Below are 17617 nucleotides of genomic sequence, written 5' to 3' on the forward strand. Positions count from 1 at the left end.
ACTAAATCCGGTCCCGGGTCCGCTCAATCACTGAGAGCCCGGCCCCCGGCCCCACTTCACGCGGGCCGGCAGGGCAAGATTTGTCCAACCCGGTGTTTTTTAAACCTCTTTTCTCTGGTTCAGGCATCCAGACCGGTGTTTGACCGAATAATTTTTATTACAATGGAGAGGTGCAGTCTTAAAAGAGAGCTAAATATAGTCTTCGTACAGGTTTATCGGGCATTTTGCAGTTGCACTGCTGTTGATCGACCTGTTTCCCGGGATCCCGCCCAAGGGGAAGGGGCTCCGATTTACCACAGTTAACACCAGTTGGTGATCCCAACATGCCACCTCTTGCCTTCCAATCCCTCCGTTCTCTCGTTCTAGTGTTGCCCCCCCTCGCCGATCAGGTGGAGGTCCACGTTCCCACGTTCCCACGCTCCGGCCGGCTTCCACTCCGCCGCCTCCATTACGCAGACTGGACGATCGGGCCGCCCGGATTGGACGTGGACCCATTCCAGGCTCCCTCTATGCCCCGAAGGGCATTACACCTCTGCCTCAAATTATGATCAATCTGGGTGTAACCGTCACCCCAAGGAAATATTCTATGGAAATATTCTATTCAAATCAGAGAATCAGAACCTTTTCGTCTTGATAGAGCAACTCTACATCAGGTGACTTTGTGTGAGCGAGGAAATAGTAGTCCCCAAGGAAGTGCTGGTCCATGGGGCCTGGTGCCCGGTCCCTGTCACTACGACGCATCGCAGGATTTACGACAGGATTCGTCACCTTCAAAACAGAAACCTCAGCCCGGGTTTTACATCTTCATGGTTCAAATCCATGTATACTGATCACCGGCGGTCCAGAAGTACCGGCTGCAATAACCACCCTCGAAAAAGACCCTTGATCTCGCATTTACAGCGCTCCTTGTCATTCGAAGATCTTGGTCACCACTCATCAGAAAAGATGATGCCGGCGAAGGGGGAACGGTCTCAGGACGGGAGCATACCGTGACAGACGACGCGACCACGTACCAGGAGATGCGCGACAGGATTCTCGGCCTGCTTCAGCAGCACGTGCCCAGGGCGGTCCCGATCCAGACGATTGCCCGGGAACTCGAGATCGATCGGAGAACTGCTGCCAAGTATCTCGATTTCCTCGCACTGAGCGGGGATGTCAGTATGGAGCGCTTCGGACCGAAGAAGCTGTACCGGCCGTCGAAGCGCCTGCCCCTGCTCGAGATCGTCAACCACCTGCCGGTTGCGCTCGTGATCCTGGACGCAGACCTCCAGGTGAACATGGTGAATGCGAGCTTCGTCGCTACCCTCGGCCTCCACCCCGGCCACACGCTGGTCGGCGCCCCGCTCTTCGACCTCAACCTCCCTTTTTTCTCGGACCCTGCGGTCCAGCGGAACATCGAGCGGATCCGCCGATCGGAGATATACCTGGATAAGATGCAAATGATGGACGAGCGGACGGACAGGGTCTTCCTCGCAGCGTTCGCGCCGATCGTCTCCCCGACCGCCGGCGAGGGGATCATGGTCAGCCTCCAGGACATCACGGCGGTGAAAAATGCCGAGACCGATCTCAAGGACTCGGAGAAGAAGATGGCGACCCTCTTCGAGTCTGTTCCGAGCGGGATCATCCTTTTTGCGGCAGACGGGGCGATCCTCAACGCGAACCACGCGTCGCTGCAGGTTCTCGGTCTGCGCACCCCCGCCGATATGCGGATCACGAGCATCTTCGACATCGCCTGTTACCGGACGAAACTGGAGTTGCTGATCCGGGAGGGGCGGGCTACCGAAACCGAACTCGCCTGCGACTTCGAGCGGTTGCGTCGGGAGCAGGGGATCCAGAGCACGAAGAGCGGCATCGCCTATTTTGATGTAGCCTTTACCCCGGTCCTTCACGACAGCAGGGGGGCAGCGAAGGAGTTCGCCATCCTCTTCAAGGATATTACGGCTAAGAGGCGTGCGGAGAAGGAACTGAAGGAGCGGCTCGCGGGCGTCTCCAGTAACCTCCCCGGAATCATCTACCAGTTCTACGCCAGAGATACCGGAGAATGGGGCATTTACTACGTTGACGCACGCTCCGCAGATATCTTCGGTCTCAACCCCTGGCCGGTCCGGGACTGGTTCCAGCGGTTTTCCGCGTGCATCGCCCCTGAGGACCGCGACTGGTGGGACGAATCGACCCATGAGACTGTTCACAGGCGCGTCCCCTGGGACTTCGAGGGCAAGTTCCTCAAGCCGTCGGGAGGCGAGATATACTTCCGTGGCATTTCGCAGCCCGTCCGACTGGAGCACGAGACGGTCTGGAACGGAATCTTCCTTGACATCACCGACCGCAAGATGGCAGAGGAGGCGCTGCAGCAGAGCCATTTTCTGGAAACCCGGTACCGTTCGTTCTTTGAGGACACCTGCAACGGCATCCTGATCTACGAGCCTGTCGACGAAGGCAGGGACTACCTCATCACCGACGCCAACAGGGTAACGGCGAATCTCCTCCGCACGAACCGGGCCGACCTGGTTGGCAAGCGGCTCTTCGAGGAGTTTCCTGACCTCTCGACCCCCGAGATCCACGCGCTCTTGCTGCGAATACTGACTACAGAGCGGCCCGAGGCCGTCGCGCCGCTCCGGTACCGGGAGCGGGACGACTTCCCCCTGATCTCCCACTATGTCTTCAAGCTCCCGTCGGGGGAACTTGCATCGTTCATGATAGATGTCTCCGAGGTGCTGGAGGGAGCGGAAGGGCTACCACCCGCTGTTAAGGACGCTACCAACAGATCAAACTGCGACTGAGGGGATCCGGGTCTCATCAGCCCAATATGAACGGCGGGGTCGTGAACATAGTGGACCGTCAGCTCCATTTCACATTCTCTTCGGACGACGTCGAGAGCTGGCGGGCCACATCGAAAGCCGGTCTCATTCTGAGAGCAGTTATCTGAAGAATGGCGGAGTGTTCCTGGACCGGAATCCATTTGCAGGCGTCACCGAAAGGTCTCCACCAGATCATCATCCGCAGTGTGATGGGGCCTCTCCGTGCTTTCGGGGTTCTGTCTCCCCGACAGGTTGGTGGAATAGAGCTTCTCGGTATTTTAATCAAGGGGGGTCTTTGATCCACAGAGAATCGCGCCTTTAAGGGATCCATCGTCAATTTTGGTAGTGTTATAAATATTAGAGGTGAAGTGTGAAAATTGGAGTAATTGGTGGAACAGGCGGCCAGGGGCTCGGCATCGCGACCCGGTTCGCACAGGCGGGAGAGGAGATCATCATCGGCTCGCGGACGCTCGAGAAGGCCCAGGTCGGTGTGGACAAAGTCAAGGAGCTGCTCGGCGACATCAAGAACGTCAGGGCCGCGACGAACCAGGACGCGGCGAAGGAGAGCGACGTGCTGATCCTGACCGTGCCGCTCGCGGCGCAGAAGGACACGCTCCTTTCGATCAAGGAAGGAGCAACCGGCAAGCCCCTGCTCGATGCAACAGGCCCACTGATGTCCGCCATCGGCGGCTCGGCCACACAGTGCATGTTACTGCCCGAAGGCTCTGCCGCGCAGCGTGCGCAGACGATCCTGCCGGCGGCGAAGGTGATCTGCGCGTTCAACAACATCTCGCAGACCTGGTGGATGCAGCTCGACGAGCCGATCGACTGCGACTGCCTGATCTGCGGCGACGACAAGGATGCCAAGGCGATGGTGACGCCGCTGATCGAGATGGTCCCCGGCATCAAGGTCGTCGACTGCGGTGCGCTTGAGCGGGCCAGCATCATCGAGAAGATCACGCCCCTGCTCATTGGGCTCAACATCCGGAACAAGTGCCAGTTCGGCGGGATCCGGATCACCGGCCTCGACAAGGGTCGCGTCTGCTAGTACCGACATTCGAACATCAACAATCGGTCAAACAACAAGAGGTCATATCATGAAAGGCTATGCAATGATTAAACTCGGAGAAGCAGGGTGGGTAAACAAGATAATGCCGAAGTGCGGTCCCCGCGACTGTATCTGCCGGCCGCTGGCCCTTGCACCGTGCACATCAGATGTCCACGTCGTGTGGGAGAACGCGATCGGCGAGTTACCCGGCCGTATCCTGGGGCACGAGGCCCTGGGGATTGTCGACGAGGTCGGGAGCGAGGTCAAGCTCTTCAAGCCCGGTGACAGGGTCATCGTGGGCGCCATCACGCCGAACTGGGATAACGAAGCCGCTCAGCGCGGTTTCTCCTCCCAGACAGGCGGCATCATGGGGGCCTATGAATTCACGGCCAAGAAGGACGGCACCTTCGCTGAGTACTTCCACGTGAACCAGGCGGACAACAACATGGCGATGCTGCCGGATGGCATGGACCCCGTCGCGGGCGTCATGATCACCGACATGATGACCACGGGCTTTATGGGTGCAGAGAACGCGGGCATCCAGCTCGGCGCTGACGTCGCGGTCATCGGTATCGGGCCGGTCGGCCTGTGCGCTATCGGTGGCGCGAAGATGCGGGGCGCCAGCAGGATCTTCGCCGTCGGGTCCCGCCCGACTCCCGTCAAGGTCGCGAAGATGTACGGCGCGACGGACATCATCGACTACCACAACGGCGACACGGCCCAGCAGATCATCGACGCAACGGATGGAGCGGGCGTTGACGCCGTTGTCGTCGCCGGCGGCGGCCCCGACATCCTGATGGACGCCATCAAGATGGCGAAGGCCGGGTCGAAGATCTCGAACTGCAACTTCTTCTCGGGGGCAGACACCCTGCCGCTCCCCCGCCTCGACTGGGGGAGCGGCATGGCGAACAAGGACATCATCACCGGCCTGTGCCCCGGCGGACGGGTCCGCCTGGAGCGGCTGGCCAAGCTGATCACCTATGGTCGCTTCGACCCGATGCCCATGGCGACGCACGTCTTCCACGGGCTCGACCACATCGAAGAGGCCCTTCTCATGATGAAGAAGAAGGCCGGCGACGTTATCAAGCCCGTCGTCATCTGCGAGTAAAAGCTCTGTACAGGATGGCACCTCAAACGATCGTGCAGCACGGTCACGGTCATAACGGTGGAGACGGGACCCCGCAGCGCGGGTTCCTCCTCCGCTGTTTTATGAGAATATCGCTGTTTTCGACGCACATCTGTTCAGAGAGATCACGCAGGACCGGTACAGGCGCAGAGGCCTGGCTTTCCAGGAGGTCCGGGACCCCTCATAACGGAGATAGTATGGTAATGGTTGGCATGCAGGGGCGGGGGGTGGCCGTCACGGGCGCTCAGTATGGAATCGACGTGCTGATAGGCAAAGGATCTGCACAAGAAGATGATAATGGGCGCCTTCACGCGGCGTTCATTGGCGGAGAGGACCACAGTTCATCTGTACTGCGGGTCGGGCTCCTCGGCTGCGGCAACATCGGATTCCTGATCGCGGCACACGCCGACGGTTTCGAGGTCGCGGCTCTCTACGACCAGGCGCCCGGGCTGGCGCCAGAACTCGCAGGCCGCTGTGGAGGGACGGCATACGACTCGTTCGAGACGTTCGTCAGTGCCGACGTCGACCTCGTGGTCGAGGCCGCGTCGCCGGCAGCGGTGCGGGTATACGGCGAGGCCGTGCTCCGAGCCGGCAAAGACCTCGTTGTGATGTCTGTGGGGGCACTCGCCGACCCCGCCGTCCTTGGGCGGCTCCGCGAGGCGGCGATCGCATCGGGTCGGCGTGTCCGCATCCCGAGCGGCGCCGTGATGGGCCTGGACAATCTCAAGATTGGGCGCATCGGTGGGATCGACCGCCTCGTCCTGCGGACGACCAAGAACCCGGCGTCGCTCGGCCTTACGGTCGCCGAACGGGTGCTCGTCTTCAAGGGGCGGGCCGAGGAGTGTGTCAGGGCCTTTCCGAAGAACATCAACGTCTCGGCCGCGATCGCGATCGCGGCCGGGCAGGAGATCGAGGTCGAACTCTGGGCGGACCCAACCGTTGACCGGAATATCCACGAGATCTTCGCCGAGGGCCCCTTCGGCGATGCCTGTCTCCAGGTCCGGAACGTGCCGAGCCCGGATAACCCGGCGACGTCGTACCTCGCAGCCCTCTCGGTTCTGACCCTCCTCCGCGACCTTTCCGAGCCGATCGTGGTGGGGACGTGAAGCTCGATACGATCCGGATGGTCGAGGAGTTCATCCACGAGCACTCGGGCGACTTCAAGCGTCGTGCTCTCTGGGAAGCATTGCCGCGTCGGATGATGTACCAGACATTCAAGCAGATCATCGAATATCTGCTCGAGTCGGGTAAGATCGCCCTGAACCGTACGGGATACGTGGTCTGGATTCACAACCCCGAACTCTTCGCCCAGTATCACGGACGCGAGGACCTCCGTATCCGATAGACTCTGAAGAGTATCGCCATCCCTCTGATGAGCATCGAGATATACATCGCCATGGATCGCCTCGCAGAGTACGAGGCATTGAAGAATTCTGCCCGAAGCGAGGATCAGCGAATCTTTGCAATGCTTGAGAAGGCAGCAGATATCCTTAAGGAGAATCCGTATGCCGGCGATCGGATTCGCCGCCGGCCTGAGAAATGTTCGCGAACCGATCACCGCACCCGGCTACGGCGCCGAGCGCATGATCGAGATTCTGACCGAGCACGCCGAGCACCTGACCTTCACGGTCAACACCCTGACTCATCAGGTCCGCGATCTGGAGATCGCCCGCGATGCCGTCGAAACTCCGGCCCAGCGCCACCCCTCGCGGGATGTCTGGCGGGCCGCAGTCGCCTCCTGCGATCAGGTCTGCCTTGAGGCTCAGGAGATGGTGTACGACACCGAGCCGGCCGACGTGGCCGCGGGGATCCGGCGGGTGGCTGAGGTCCTCGCCGATGCGATGGAGGGGACCGATGCGGCCGAGATCATGGAGTCACGCACCCGGGCGTTCGATGCGACCCGGTATCTGCAGGGCCTGGGGCCGATGGGGGGAGATCTGAGATGGCTTCCTCCTCTTTTTGTCGGCGGGATGCCTGCCCTGTGTATGTGAAAGAAACCAACAAGCGATTGTCGGGGAACATGGGTGAAGACAATCGCCCGTGAGCAGTGGCCGGCAGGGAGGCGTATCGGTACTGTTGTTTACGATTTATAACCGGGCATGGTCACGAATCCAGCGTGTGATGACCGTTAGAGCCGCAGCGTCAAGCACTCGATCTTCGCTGTTGTAGTGTGCCCCGACCTCGGCGGCCGCGAGCATCTCCCGGGGCCGGTCCTCATGTTTCAGGACGTGGTCGGCCTCCTCCGGGTACGCGAACTCGACGTTGCCGTTCCCAAAGGCCGCCTGCTCCAGCGGGCCATCGTCGGTCTTCCAGTCGACCTGGATGTCTTTCTTGCCGATCACGACCAGGATGGGCTCCTGCACCTTTGCGATGAGGTCGGACGGATTGGTCGACCAGAGTTCTCGCGCGAACGGCAGGTTTGCAGGAGTCGTAAGACTGAGGAGCAGGACCCGCAGCCCTTCGGGGAGCGATGGATCGGGCTGTATCGACTCGCCGGCCTCGAATGCAGCGATGGCCGCATCGTACTGGTCCATCATCAGATCTCCGTTTGGCAGGTCTCTCACCTGTGCGAGTATCTGGCTACGGGCAACCTGCCCGATGGAACGGCCAGGTGCGCCGGTGAGCACGAGGCCCGAAAAGCGCCTCTCCGTCGCCTGCACCTGATAGTTCAGGGCGTGGATGGTTCCCTCGCTGTTCGTCAGCACGAATAGTCGGGCGGGATCCATTGCGCCGTCGGCGAGCAGGGCGTCGACCGCACCTGACAGCTCGTCGAGGTGACTCTGCATGCTGATCCTGCCCACGAGCTGCCGGGCGTTCTCCTGTCCATGCGGTCCAGAAGCCCGTTTATCGTAACGCAACGTCATGAATCCTGCTCGGGTGAGGTCTTCAGCCAGCAGGCGACCACTGCCATTGGTTCCCGGTATTAAGGGTGAACACCAGTCCCGATCGGTCGGTCCGCTCCCGGCGACAAAGACGATCCCCGGGTGAAGGCCCTCACCCGCCGGCCGTGTCAGGGTGCCCTGTACAGGAATTCCGTCCACGTTCCAGGCGATCTCCTCAGATGTGATCATCATGAAGCATTCTTGGATTGAAAATAGTATAATACCTACTCAGGGGTGTCTAAAGTGCGAAGAGCGACAGTTCACAGGACTGGATCTGGAGAACATGCATCTTCGACGTGTCGACGACTACAGCAACAGCCGGATCGGCTTCGCTGACGTCGTCTAACTCTTCAACTCCCTCTGAGACCCTCAGCTCATTTTTTCTTCACTTCTGATGGTCAGATGCGATACGGTCTGCGTCCGTCGACCTGTCGTCTGGGACTTAAGGCCGCGACGTGAAAAGGGAGTTCGGCCGGCTCACAATCTCCGGTCGGCGGTTTTTCATCCTCTCCGTTCTCTCGTCCTGGCGTTGCTCCCCCTCGCTCTCCCGCTCACCAGTCGCCTCAGCCGGCGACCGATTCGCTGATCTGGTGGTGGTCTAGGTCAACGTTCCCACGCTCCGGCTCCGTCGCCTCCACGATGCTGACCGGATGGTCTGGCTGCCTGGGTTGGACGCGGACCCTCTCCGGCATACTCGCCCGCCTGCCTGTTGGAGGACCTCACCTCATCCGTCCGGACCACACCCCCACGCTTCTACGCTCGGTCGGCTCGGTTGGTTTCCCTCAATTATTAGGGGACTGAAGATAGCCGAGGGGTACCTATAAATATGAATTTTCTATGGAATTACTGAAGATCCTAAGAAATCTAAATAACAAGGATTATACTGAGAAAAGTCAATTCAAAGATCGTCTTGGTGGTTCTATATGAAATCTTCATATTCTTTGTATATTATCTGTGTCCTGTTCCTCCTCTGTAGCAGCGTCCAGGTCGTTTCGGCTGAAGGAGGGTATGCGTACGCCACACAATGGGGCAGTTCAGGTTCTGGAGATGAACAGTTCTCCTCTCCATCTGGTGTTGCAGTGGATAGCGTCGGGAACGTCTACGTCGCTGACGTGGGCAACAACCGGATCCAGAAGTTCACGTCGACCGGGACCTTCATCAAAAAATGGGGCAGTTCAGGTTCTGGAGATGGACAGTTCTCCTCTCCATCTGGTGTCGCAGTAGATAGTGCTGGTAATGTCTACGTGGCTGACACGGGAAATAACCGGATCCAAAAGTTCACGTCGATGGGGATATTTATCAAACAATGGGGCAGTTCGGGTTCTGGAAACGGACAGTTCTTCTCTTCTCCATTTGGTGTCGCAGTAGATAATGCTGGTAATGTCTACGTGGCTGACACGGGAAATAACCGGATCCAGAAGTTCACCTCTGATGGTGCGTTTGTCACCAATTGGTGGGTGAACGAACCAAATGGACCAGATGGTGTTACAGTGGATAGCGCCGGCAATGTCTATGTGGTTGACGTATCCTATATTGACCGGGTTCAGAAGTTTACATCATCTGGCACGTTCATCGCGAAATTTGGCAGTGATTACATTCATGACAGCGCAATGAGTTATCACACTAGTGTCGCAGTGGACAACGCTGGAAATGTATACTTCAGGGGGCCTGTTAGTGGAATCCAAAAGTTCTCGTCGACTGGGGCACCTATAACAAAATGGGGTAATTATGGTTCAGGAATGTACTATGGTCCGGGTGATGTGGCAGTGGACAGCACCGGAAATGTATATGTCAGCGACACCCAGAATGCTCAGATTGTAAAGTTTACCCCTGATATCCCTCTCATTCCCGGTTTCACCGCGACACCGACCACAGGCGCCGCCCCGCTGACTGTGCAGTTCACTGACACCACAACCGGGAGACCGACCTCCTGGTACTGGAATTTCGGGGATGGGTACGCCTCCGGTGCTCAGAACCCGAGCCATCTGTATAGTACTGCCGGCACTTACTCGGTCACGCTGACTGCCACCAATGCTGTTTCGGGGAGCAAATCGATCACAAAGACAGGGTACATCACCGTCACAGAAGCCCCAGCCATTACACCGGTCGCAGACTTCACGGCAACCCCATCCAACGGTGCTGCACCATTGGCAATCCAGTTCACTGACCGGTCGACAAATGCAAAACAGTGGTCCTGGACCTTCGGCGACGGCACAACCTCGACCGAGCAGCACCCCTCACATACCTACACCACTGCCGGTACATACACCGTCGTGCTCACCGTCAGAAATGCAGCCGGCCAATCGAACACCAAGACCCAGACGAACCTGATCTCAGTTACATCCCCAGTCAGTGAAACACCGGCTGCAGACTTCACGGCCACCCCGACATCGGGAACCGGCCCGCTCACCGTCAGGTTTACAGATACCTCAACCGGTGTCCCGACAGGCTGGTACTGGTTCTTTGGGGATGGTTACTGCGCATTCGAGAAGAACCCCTCACACATCTTCGCACAGGCCGGCACCTATACGGTACAGCTCTATACGTTCAATGCAAACGGTAACTCGCTGAAGACAAAGACGGACTATATTACGGTCAGCGCGGTCGGTGGGCTTAATGCAAGTTTTGCTGCCACGCCGACCTCGGGGACAGCCCCTCTTAACGTTCAGTTCACAGACACGTCGACTGGAGGAGCGACCTTCTGGTCCTGGAATTTTGGTGACGGGGCAGCCTCCACTGATCAGAGTCCGAGCCACACCTACTCTCTGGCTGGCACGTACACGACCTCATTGACAGTCCGGAACAGTTCTGGTCTGACGAGCATCAAGGAAGGGACGATCACCGTCACCGCCCCACAGCAGACCCTCCAGGCAGCGTTCACGATTAATACGCAGACTGTGATAGCCGGGCAGACAACAGTAACCGGCATCGATACATCCACCGGGTCCCCAGCCACCTGGTACTGGGACTTTGGTGATGGGTATGCGTCATCGGCCCGGAACATCAACCACGTCTACACCACCGCCGGCTCGTACACCCTGAGTCTGACCGTCACGAGCGGCTCACAGACCAGCACGACCAGCAAAACGATCACCGTAACCGGTGAATCTGTAATAACACCTCTGGCCAATTTCACGGTCACACCCCAGGGGGGAGTCGGCTCGATGGGTATCCTGGTCCTCGACACCTCGGTGAACGTGACCTCGGTGTTGTATGACCTCGGCGACGGCACGACCACCACCTATTCGAACTTCCGGTACACCTACTGGCAACCTGGCACGTATACGATCAAACAGACCGCGACCAGTGCAACCGGGTCCTCGATAAAGACGATTACCGTGACCGTACCAGCCACGAATTCACCGGTCTCACCGACGGTAACCATGACTATGACCCCGACCGTCTCACCAACAGGGACCGTGAGTGTGACCCTGACTCCCACTCCAACCGATCAACCCCAAACCAGGGCAGCAAGCTTCAACGTTAGTCCGACCTCCGGCAAGAGATCATTCACTACTGCACTCATAGACACCACTACCGGCGGTAACCCAGTCTCCTGGAAGTGGACCTGTGGAAACGGGCAGTCCTTCTCTGGGAAGAGTGTTGGTTTAAACAGAATCTGGTACAACAATGCAGGTACCTACACCATCATCCTGACCGTGACAGATCAGGACGGTTCAACAAGGACCGCCACGCATACTGTCACTGTCCTGTGAGCATCTGCTCACCAGGACCATTTTTAATAAACAATCACAAATAGAAAGATTGAAGATATCCTGCGAAATGATACATATCTTATGCGAACATCCCTGCTTCTAATAATCTGTCTCTTATTTTGTGGTCTCCTGATATCTGGCTGCACCTCTCTAGCGACAACAACAAAGGAAACGACCCCCACGATGCAGGTGATAACCATTAATACAGCAGTTCCCTCATCGATCCCTGTTGTCTCTACGTCGCCAGTCTCTACATCGCCAGTAGCCTCTGTAAATCCGGTCTCCAACGGAATTGGTCCGGTTAATAACCCGGTAACAACGACCCAGACCAATGCGGCCTCTGCGGCGGATCAGGCCTCTAATGGGATTGGTTCGGTTAATACCCCTGTAACAACGACCCAGACTATAATCACCACTGCCTTGAACGAGGTGCCTACGATTACGATTCCTCCGGAAATTCTGGCTAATCTGACCAATTTATCCACTCCAGTCACCTCTGCCTCAAGCGAAGTGCCTACCATTCCTCCAGAAATTCTGGCCAATCTGACCAATATATCTACAATTGTCCCCGTCAGCACGATCACCTCTCAATCCTCGATCACAACATCGACGACAGTGACAAAGACTCCGTCATCGGGGTCGACGCAGGGCGATGTTATAATCAGATCCCCATCCTCGTCACCGACGACGGTGACGACCTCGGTACCAACCACCGTGAAAACCACGACCTTGACCACTGTACCGACTACAAAACCGACTACTGTACCAAGTGTGCCAACTGCAACGCATTCTGCGACCCCACTCCCATCGCCAACTCAGTCCACGATTCCGACGCCTCTTCCGGCCTAACCTGGTTCTCTCTTTTTTGTTTATGTCATGTGGCTCAGGGATCTGTTTGGGACATATTTGTTGCCTTTTTTAATCAGTAGACTTTTTAAGAGAGTGATAAGGTTGGCGGTCTGTGTGATTCAACAGATCGGCCGGCCTGGATTTGATTGGAAGGCTGACGGGGATCTGATAAACCGTTCATTTGCTTGCTGGCTGATACTCAGGAATGGGAGAATTTATCGATAAGTCTGTTTTTTTAATCTCTTCGCCACAGGTAGATCTGATCGGCAGGCTGCCGGCCCGTAATAGTACGAGAACCTGAATGATACCCGGCCGGCATCCATCGGGAATATTCCTCATCTTGTGCCAGGGCGATACACTGGATATGGGAGAACTCAAAGAATTGTCGGTCGTCAAGATCGCAGCACGGAAGTTCGTAACACCGCTGGCAGACCTCGCAGCCCTCACCAGCATTGTAGATGGTGTGTTAGAAAACAACCCGTTCGAGTGCACCGCCTACCAGGTCGGAACGACCAGCCATCTGCCAGTGGAGAAGAGCAAGGAGATCTACACCGCCCGGATCGCCTACCTGGACGCCGACGCCAAAACGATAGGATCAGTGAGTATAGGACGTCCACCCCCGCCAGTTACACCTCGGCGATCACGGCCATCATCATGAATTCAGTTCTCCGGACAGCGATCGGTGCGGCGGCAGTGAGCCATAACCCCACGGATGATACCTTCTCGGTGACGCTGACGTGTCACGATCAGAACGGGGAGACCTATACCGTCACTTTCACCAGGGACATGATCACAGTGGCTTCGTATGCCGACGAGGGGATCCGTGGACAGATCACCTTCTGGGCAGATACCTCCCCAGCGCTCGCATGAGTCGGCCCCAATGCAATTTTTAAAAACCTGATCTGTTTCGTTGTGCCTGCAGCCAGCAATCACGCAATGGGACGAGCATCCGCAACTGATGAAAGAACGCGTGAATAATTAGGTATCTATCCGTCAATGATTTCAGTGTCGGCTGACTTCTGCGAGGGGGCAGAGGCCAGCCGTACGGAGCAATCATCATGGGAGAATTTCTTGAATCGTCCATCACCAAAACCGCAGTGAGGAAGCTCGCTGCACCGATCGCGGATCTTTCCGCGTTCAACACCATCATCGATGGTGTGGGTCTCAGGTAACCCCTGGGCATGTACCGCCTACCAGGTTGGTTCAACCACCTACAACCCGGTCACCACAAGCAAGCAGGCATATACCGCCCGGATCGCCTACCAGGACGGCGACGCGAAGACCGTCGGGACGGTGTCGGCGAAGGCACCCACCACGGCCAGCTTCAATGCTGCGATCACGGCCATCACCGCAGATACGGCGCTGCAGACCGCGATCGGTGGCACCCCGTCTCACAACCCGGCCGACGACACCTATTCGCTCACGCTGAAGTGCCACGACGCGAACGGCGAGGTCTATACGGTCTCCTTCTCCAAGGACCGCGTCACGATCGCATCGTACACCGATGACGCGATCAGGACGAAGATCGAGACCTGGGCGGACGGAGTGCCGGCCCTGGCCTGAGTGGGGAGGTAACCACCTCACTCATTTCATCTCGTTTATCCAGTCCCGTGGCGTCATATCCTTCACTGTTCAGAGCACGTCACCATCAAATAATGGAAAAATCGTCGCAGGCTTTTGTCATAGGACCGTTATTGCGACGGCCCTTTTTTTTGTTCTCTTTCAGGGATCTTTGCATCACGCACCTATCTAAAAAACGAAAACCTGATTAACCGGGAACAGTAATAGGTACCTGCCTACGGCTCCAGGGCGTTCATTAATGAACCACATCCCCAAAATGCGAAACGGAGCCATTTTCCTTTGATCGTGTAACTCTTCTCGTAGAATAACCTCTGCATTTTGCTCTCCTGGCCGGCGACGTATTAGAATCGTTCTGCTCCACATCTGTTCTTCGCCACACCCCGGGCAGATAGTCGGATCGGCAGGAATGGGATTTACCACGATAGTTGAGCCCTCCGGTGAATTGGGTGCGACATAATTACTACAGCCGATGATACGCTCGGCCTCCTTCAGGTTTATTGTGCACTTGGGACAGGCCACCCATCCGTCTTGGACTTCGGTCCCGCAATTCGGGCACTGCTTCATCGCAATATCATAGATGAGGGATATTGGTTGATGGTTCCAATAACCTTGTGAAATGATTCCCACGAACCACCGGAGATGATCCACTGCAACGAAGCCGGCCGCACCCACTCCGAAGCCGATGTTAAGGCAGCCTTCGGGGTCGAATGACTCTGTGAGAACACACAGACCGGGCAAAGAAAGACCTCCAGAAGATCGAGAGAGAGGACGCACAGCGCATTATCCGAGCGCTCGGACGAGGAAAGGAGGATCCCCGAGGCCATATCAAGAAGTTGAAGACCTCGGCGCCCGAGGCGCCCGTTTACTCCTTTCACGCGGGGGGGTTCCGCGTTCTGCTTGAGATCGTAGACGATCGATTCTTGGTCCTGGTCCTCAAGGTACACCCCCGAAAAATCTCATATCGGGACTTCTCGTCCCCACTTTAGACCTCTTCCTGTCAGTGTAAAGATTGGAAAAAGTCGAGGACGGGCGGGGTGCCGGGGTTGCCTCCGCTCGCGTGTGAGTACCGGCACCGTGGCCCCGGTGAACGTGTACGAATGCTTCGCCCCTTCATCGGTCAACGTCCAGCCGGCCAGATTCACTGAGGACGAACCGCTGTTCGTGATCGTCACCGCCTCGTCCTCCTCGTCGTTCCCGCAGGCCTTCGCCGGTCGCTCGTACATCACGAAGTCAGGTCACCGTCCCGACCCGCCGCCCCACGAGGCGTGATGGCAGCAGGCCCGATTGCGAGGTCGTGGGATTAGGAAAGGGACGAGAGCGTCTGGTACCTCTGAAGGAACCTCATCGGATACCGGCTGACCCCATGCGTTGAAATGGTATGGCGTGTTATTCACAACAAGTGCTCTGACAGGATGATAGACGAGAGGGAGTATCCGTAAAGAGCCGGCATCCTGCGAACATCCGTCTCTTCCAGCAGAGATCGAAAGGAGACGCGAACGTATGCAAAAAATTAAACTGACAGGCTCTATCCTGGTACTCTGCCTGGTCCTCATTGGTTTTTCCTTCCTGGCGGGATGTACCCAGAAGGAGCAGCCGGCAACCGGTGTGGTGAAGATCGACAGCGGAAACATCTCTGGAACAGGTGAGAACGGACTCCAGATCTACCGTGGGATTCCGTTCGCGGCTCCCCCGGTCGGAGACCTGCGATGGAAGCCGCCGGCGCCGGTACAGCCCTGGGACGGCGTCCGGGAAGCGAAGAACTTTTCAGCCGATCCTCCCCAGCCAGGGGCTTCGGCCCCCATACCCGGCGTAGCTTCAGTCAACACGAGCGAGGACTGCCTGTACCTCAATGTCTGGACCCCGGCAAACAGCAGCGGTGAAAAACTGCCGGTGATGGTCTTCTTCTATGGCGGGGCGTTCGGACAGGTGGCCGGTTCGACGCCGGCGTACAACGGAACCGCCCTGGCCCAGCAGGGGGTCGTCGTCGTCACGACCAACTACCGGATCGGTGCGCTCGGGTTCCTCGCCCATCCCCAGCTGGACAACGAGTCCCCGAACAACACCTCGGGCAACTACGGCCTCCTCGATCAGATCGCAGCCCTCCAGTGGGTCCAGCGGAACATCAAGGCGTTCGGCGGTGACCCCTCCAAGGTGACCATCTTCGGCCAGTCGGCAGGAGCTGAGAGTGTCCTCATCCATCTCGTCAGCCCGCTCAGCAAAGGGCTCTTTCAGCAGGCGATCGTCGAAAGCGGCACCTTCTGGGAGAACGGTGCGATCATCGACGCCGAATATTCAAAAGCCGACGCCGAGAAGTTAGGGGAACAGTACGCACAGAGCCTGGGATATACCGGCCCGGATGTGATTACGCAGATGCGGAAGCTGAGCGCCCAGGACCTGATCAATGCGACAAACTGGCCGGCCTCCTCATTCCAGATCGTGAACACCCCTCATTTCGAGCCGACGATCGACGGCTGGGTCCTCCCCGACTCCCTGGACAATCTCTTCGGTCTTCACCGTCAGAGCCCGGTTCCACTCATCATCGGCACGAACGCCGATGACGGGGTCACCCTCTCTGCGAATGCAAACATGACCGTTCCAGAATACCGGACGTTCATCCAGAACCGGTTCGGAAAGGACACGGATGCAGTCCTCGCCAAATATCCTGCCAACTCGACCGCCGAAGTCCAGATTCAGTTGGCCCGGATCATGACCGACTACGACTTCTCCGATGCCGCGAAGTTTGTCGCAGGGTCGATGGCCGACCTGAACCAGAGCGCGTACCTGTACCGCTACTCCTATGCCCTTCCCGGGCAGTCCCTCGGGGCGTTCCATGGCAGCGAGACCCTCTTACTCTTCAGGGTCCTGCCGAAACTGGACCCCGCGACCACCTCGGTCGCTGATAACCTGGTGGACCTCTGGACCCGGTTCGCAAAGACGGGAGACCCGAACGGCGGGATGAATGTCACCTGGCCGAAGTACACCAACCAGACCGGTCAGTATCTCGATATCGGGAATGTATCGACAGTGAAGAGCGGGTATTAAACCGCACTTTTTTTAACAGTTATACCTGAATATCGATGATTGAGGGTCTATCCAGGCGTCCTACAAAAATGGATGACGACGCTGTCTAATAATTGAGCCGGTTCCATTTCCATCAGGCTGTAGATGTAGGAGGGAGAGCGTCATGATCATCATCAGCGCTTCAATTTGTGAGGGTTAAATAGGAAAATCGGGAACTCGCCGGTTCCTCCCGAAATTTTCATCCTGTATGCTTGTGGCCTTCGGCATCGTATCTATTTACTGCGGAAAGACAGATATTCATAGAAAACCTGGAATTCTTCCGACCCGGAAGAGTGATTGATAACAGAATCCACCCTATAAACGGTGTTTATCTCTAGAAAATGAAAGGATTCACAAACATATCCTTTCTGATTTTTAAACCATCACGCCACAACGGTTCTCATCGGTTACAGGAGCATGGTCCAAAATTGTGAAATCCAGAAGTATGACCATATCAATCGGTAATTTACTGTTCAAACCATTTATATTTTTTTATCGATTTTCCACTATATCTGTCGATGTGACAGAAAATGACCACAGAATACGCAATTCATACG

The 17617-nt window shown here is 57.1% G+C and carries 19 protein-coding genes and 1 pseudogene; 15 read left to right on the forward strand and 5 right to left on the reverse strand.

Translation table 11 applies throughout. The annotated features are described in order from the left end of the window. The first annotated feature begins 989 nt into the window (after positions 1 to 989). From MPAL_RS14430 to MPAL_RS07080, 6 genes are all read left to right on the forward strand, one after another. Positions 990 to 2780 carry a PAS domain S-box protein gene (locus MPAL_RS14430; protein ID WP_012618060.1) on the forward strand — a complete coding sequence of 597 codons (1791 nt, stop codon included), beginning with the start codon at positions 990 to 992 and terminating at the stop codon, positions 2778 to 2780. A gap of 388 nt (positions 2781 to 3168) precedes the next feature. After that, positions 3169 to 3846 carry an NADPH-dependent F420 reductase gene (gene npdG / locus MPAL_RS07060; protein WP_012618062.1) on the forward strand — a complete coding sequence of 226 codons (678 nt, stop codon included), beginning with the start codon at positions 3169 to 3171 and terminating at the stop codon, positions 3844 to 3846. A 49-nt stretch (positions 3847 to 3895) separates the two neighbouring features. Then, entirely contained in the window at positions 3896 to 4954 is a 1059-nt protein-coding gene (locus MPAL_RS07065; protein ID WP_012618063.1) for an NAD(P)-dependent alcohol dehydrogenase, read from the forward strand. Positions 4955 to 4968: 14 nt separating this feature from the next. Then, positions 4969 to 6078, forward strand: coding sequence for an aspartate dehydrogenase (gene nadX, locus MPAL_RS07070; RefSeq protein ID WP_330217442.1), 1110 nt, complete (start codon positions 4969 to 4971; stop codon positions 6076 to 6078). Beyond that, positions 6075 to 6317, forward strand: coding sequence for a hypothetical protein (locus MPAL_RS07075; RefSeq protein ID WP_012618065.1), 243 nt, complete (start codon positions 6075 to 6077; stop codon positions 6315 to 6317). The genes nadX and MPAL_RS07075 overlap by 4 nt, the downstream gene beginning before the upstream one ends. Before the next feature lie 160 nt (positions 6318 to 6477). Beyond that, positions 6478 to 6963: a hypothetical protein gene (locus MPAL_RS07080; RefSeq protein ID WP_012618066.1), complete on the forward strand. Its 486-nt coding sequence runs from the start codon at positions 6478 to 6480 to the stop codon at positions 6961 to 6963. 96 nt (positions 6964 to 7059) lie between these two features. Here MPAL_RS07080 and MPAL_RS07085 read toward each other — a convergent pair whose 3' ends face one another. After that, positions 7060 to 8046 carry an alpha/beta hydrolase family protein gene (locus MPAL_RS07085; protein ID WP_012618067.1) on the reverse strand — a complete coding sequence of 329 codons (987 nt, stop codon included), beginning with the start codon at positions 8044 to 8046 and terminating at the stop codon, positions 7060 to 7062. Here MPAL_RS07085 and MPAL_RS16250 point away from each other — a divergent pair. The 3 genes from MPAL_RS16250 to MPAL_RS14435 all read left to right on the forward strand — a co-directional run bounded on the left by MPAL_RS16250 (position 8045) and on the right by MPAL_RS14435 (position 11570). Further along, entirely contained in the window at positions 8045 to 8200 is a 156-nt protein-coding gene (locus tag MPAL_RS16250; RefSeq protein WP_158303646.1) for a hypothetical protein, read from the forward strand. The two genes, MPAL_RS07085 and MPAL_RS16250, sit on opposite strands and share 2 nt — an antisense overlap. Positions 8201 to 8309: 109 nt before the next feature. Further along, positions 8310 to 8456 carry a hypothetical protein gene (locus MPAL_RS16255; protein ID WP_158303647.1) on the forward strand — a complete coding sequence of 49 codons (147 nt, stop codon included), beginning with the start codon at positions 8310 to 8312 and terminating at the stop codon, positions 8454 to 8456. A gap of 321 nt (positions 8457 to 8777) precedes the next feature. Further along, positions 8778 to 11570: a PKD domain-containing protein gene (locus tag MPAL_RS14435; protein WP_012618069.1), complete on the forward strand. Its 2793-nt coding sequence runs from the start codon at positions 8778 to 8780 to the stop codon at positions 11568 to 11570. 23 nt (positions 11571 to 11593) lie between these two features. Here the strand turns inward: MPAL_RS14435 and MPAL_RS15795 are convergent, their stop codons facing one another. Genes MPAL_RS15795 through MPAL_RS17195 form a run of 3 tightly spaced genes read right to left on the reverse strand, consistent with a single transcriptional unit; the run spans position 11594 to position 12283 of the window. Further along, positions 11594 to 11902, reverse strand: a complete 309-nt coding sequence (locus tag MPAL_RS15795) for a hypothetical protein (RefSeq protein WP_148208177.1) — start codon at positions 11900 to 11902, stop codon at positions 11594 to 11596. 18 nt (positions 11903 to 11920) lie between these two features. Beyond that, positions 11921 to 12154 carry a hypothetical protein gene (locus MPAL_RS15800; RefSeq protein WP_148208178.1) on the reverse strand — a complete coding sequence of 78 codons (234 nt, stop codon included), beginning with the start codon at positions 12152 to 12154 and terminating at the stop codon, positions 11921 to 11923. Positions 12155 to 12157: 3 nt separating this feature from the next. Continuing rightward, a complete protein-coding gene (locus MPAL_RS17195; protein WP_269078459.1) occupies positions 12158 to 12283 on the reverse strand; it encodes a hypothetical protein in 126 nt (41 codons plus the stop codon). A gap of 500 nt (positions 12284 to 12783) precedes the next feature. On the opposite strand from MPAL_RS17195, the gene MPAL_RS14440 reads away from it, so the two are divergent. The 3 genes from MPAL_RS14440 to MPAL_RS07100 all read left to right on the forward strand — a co-directional run bounded on the left by MPAL_RS14440 (position 12784) and on the right by MPAL_RS07100 (position 13982). Continuing rightward, complete coding sequence (locus MPAL_RS14440) at positions 12784 to 13077, forward strand: hypothetical protein (RefSeq protein WP_052292214.1); 294 nt, start codon at positions 12784 to 12786, stop codon at positions 13075 to 13077. Continuing rightward, complete coding sequence (locus MPAL_RS14445) at positions 13074 to 13289, forward strand: hypothetical protein (protein WP_052292215.1); 216 nt, start codon at positions 13074 to 13076, stop codon at positions 13287 to 13289. The genes MPAL_RS14440 and MPAL_RS14445 overlap by 4 nt, the downstream gene beginning before the upstream one ends. A 282-nt stretch (positions 13290 to 13571) precedes the next feature. After that, a complete protein-coding gene (locus tag MPAL_RS07100; protein ID WP_236610342.1) occupies positions 13572 to 13982 on the forward strand; it encodes a hypothetical protein in 411 nt (136 codons plus the stop codon). Between the two features lie 186 nt (positions 13983 to 14168). Here the strand turns inward: MPAL_RS07100 and MPAL_RS17535 are convergent, their stop codons facing one another. Next, positions 14169 to 14564, reverse strand: a complete 396-nt coding sequence (locus MPAL_RS17535) for a zinc ribbon domain-containing protein (RefSeq protein WP_394295845.1) — start codon at positions 14562 to 14564, stop codon at positions 14169 to 14171. A gap of 173 nt (positions 14565 to 14737) precedes the next feature. On the opposite strand from MPAL_RS17535, the pseudogene MPAL_RS17540 reads away from it, so the two are divergent. From MPAL_RS17540 to MPAL_RS07115, 3 genes and pseudogenes are all read left to right on the forward strand, one after another. Beyond that, positions 14738 to 14986: pseudogene (locus MPAL_RS17540) on the forward strand (type II toxin-antitoxin system RelE family toxin); the annotation flags it as partial. 73 nt (positions 14987 to 15059) lie between these two features. Next, positions 15060 to 15269, forward strand: a complete 210-nt coding sequence (locus MPAL_RS16905; protein ID WP_048145253.1) for a hypothetical protein — start codon at positions 15060 to 15062, stop codon at positions 15267 to 15269. 231 nt (positions 15270 to 15500) lie between these two features. After that, positions 15501 to 17042 carry a carboxylesterase/lipase family protein gene (locus MPAL_RS07115; RefSeq protein ID WP_012618073.1) on the forward strand — a complete coding sequence of 514 codons (1542 nt, stop codon included), beginning with the start codon at positions 15501 to 15503 and terminating at the stop codon, positions 17040 to 17042. The last annotated feature ends 575 nt before the right edge of the window (positions 17043 to 17617 follow it).

The organism is Methanosphaerula palustris E1-9c, assembly GCF_000021965.1.
In the GTDB taxonomy this organism is placed as follows: Archaea; Halobacteriota; Methanomicrobia; order Methanomicrobiales; family Methanospirillaceae; genus Methanosphaerula; species Methanosphaerula palustris.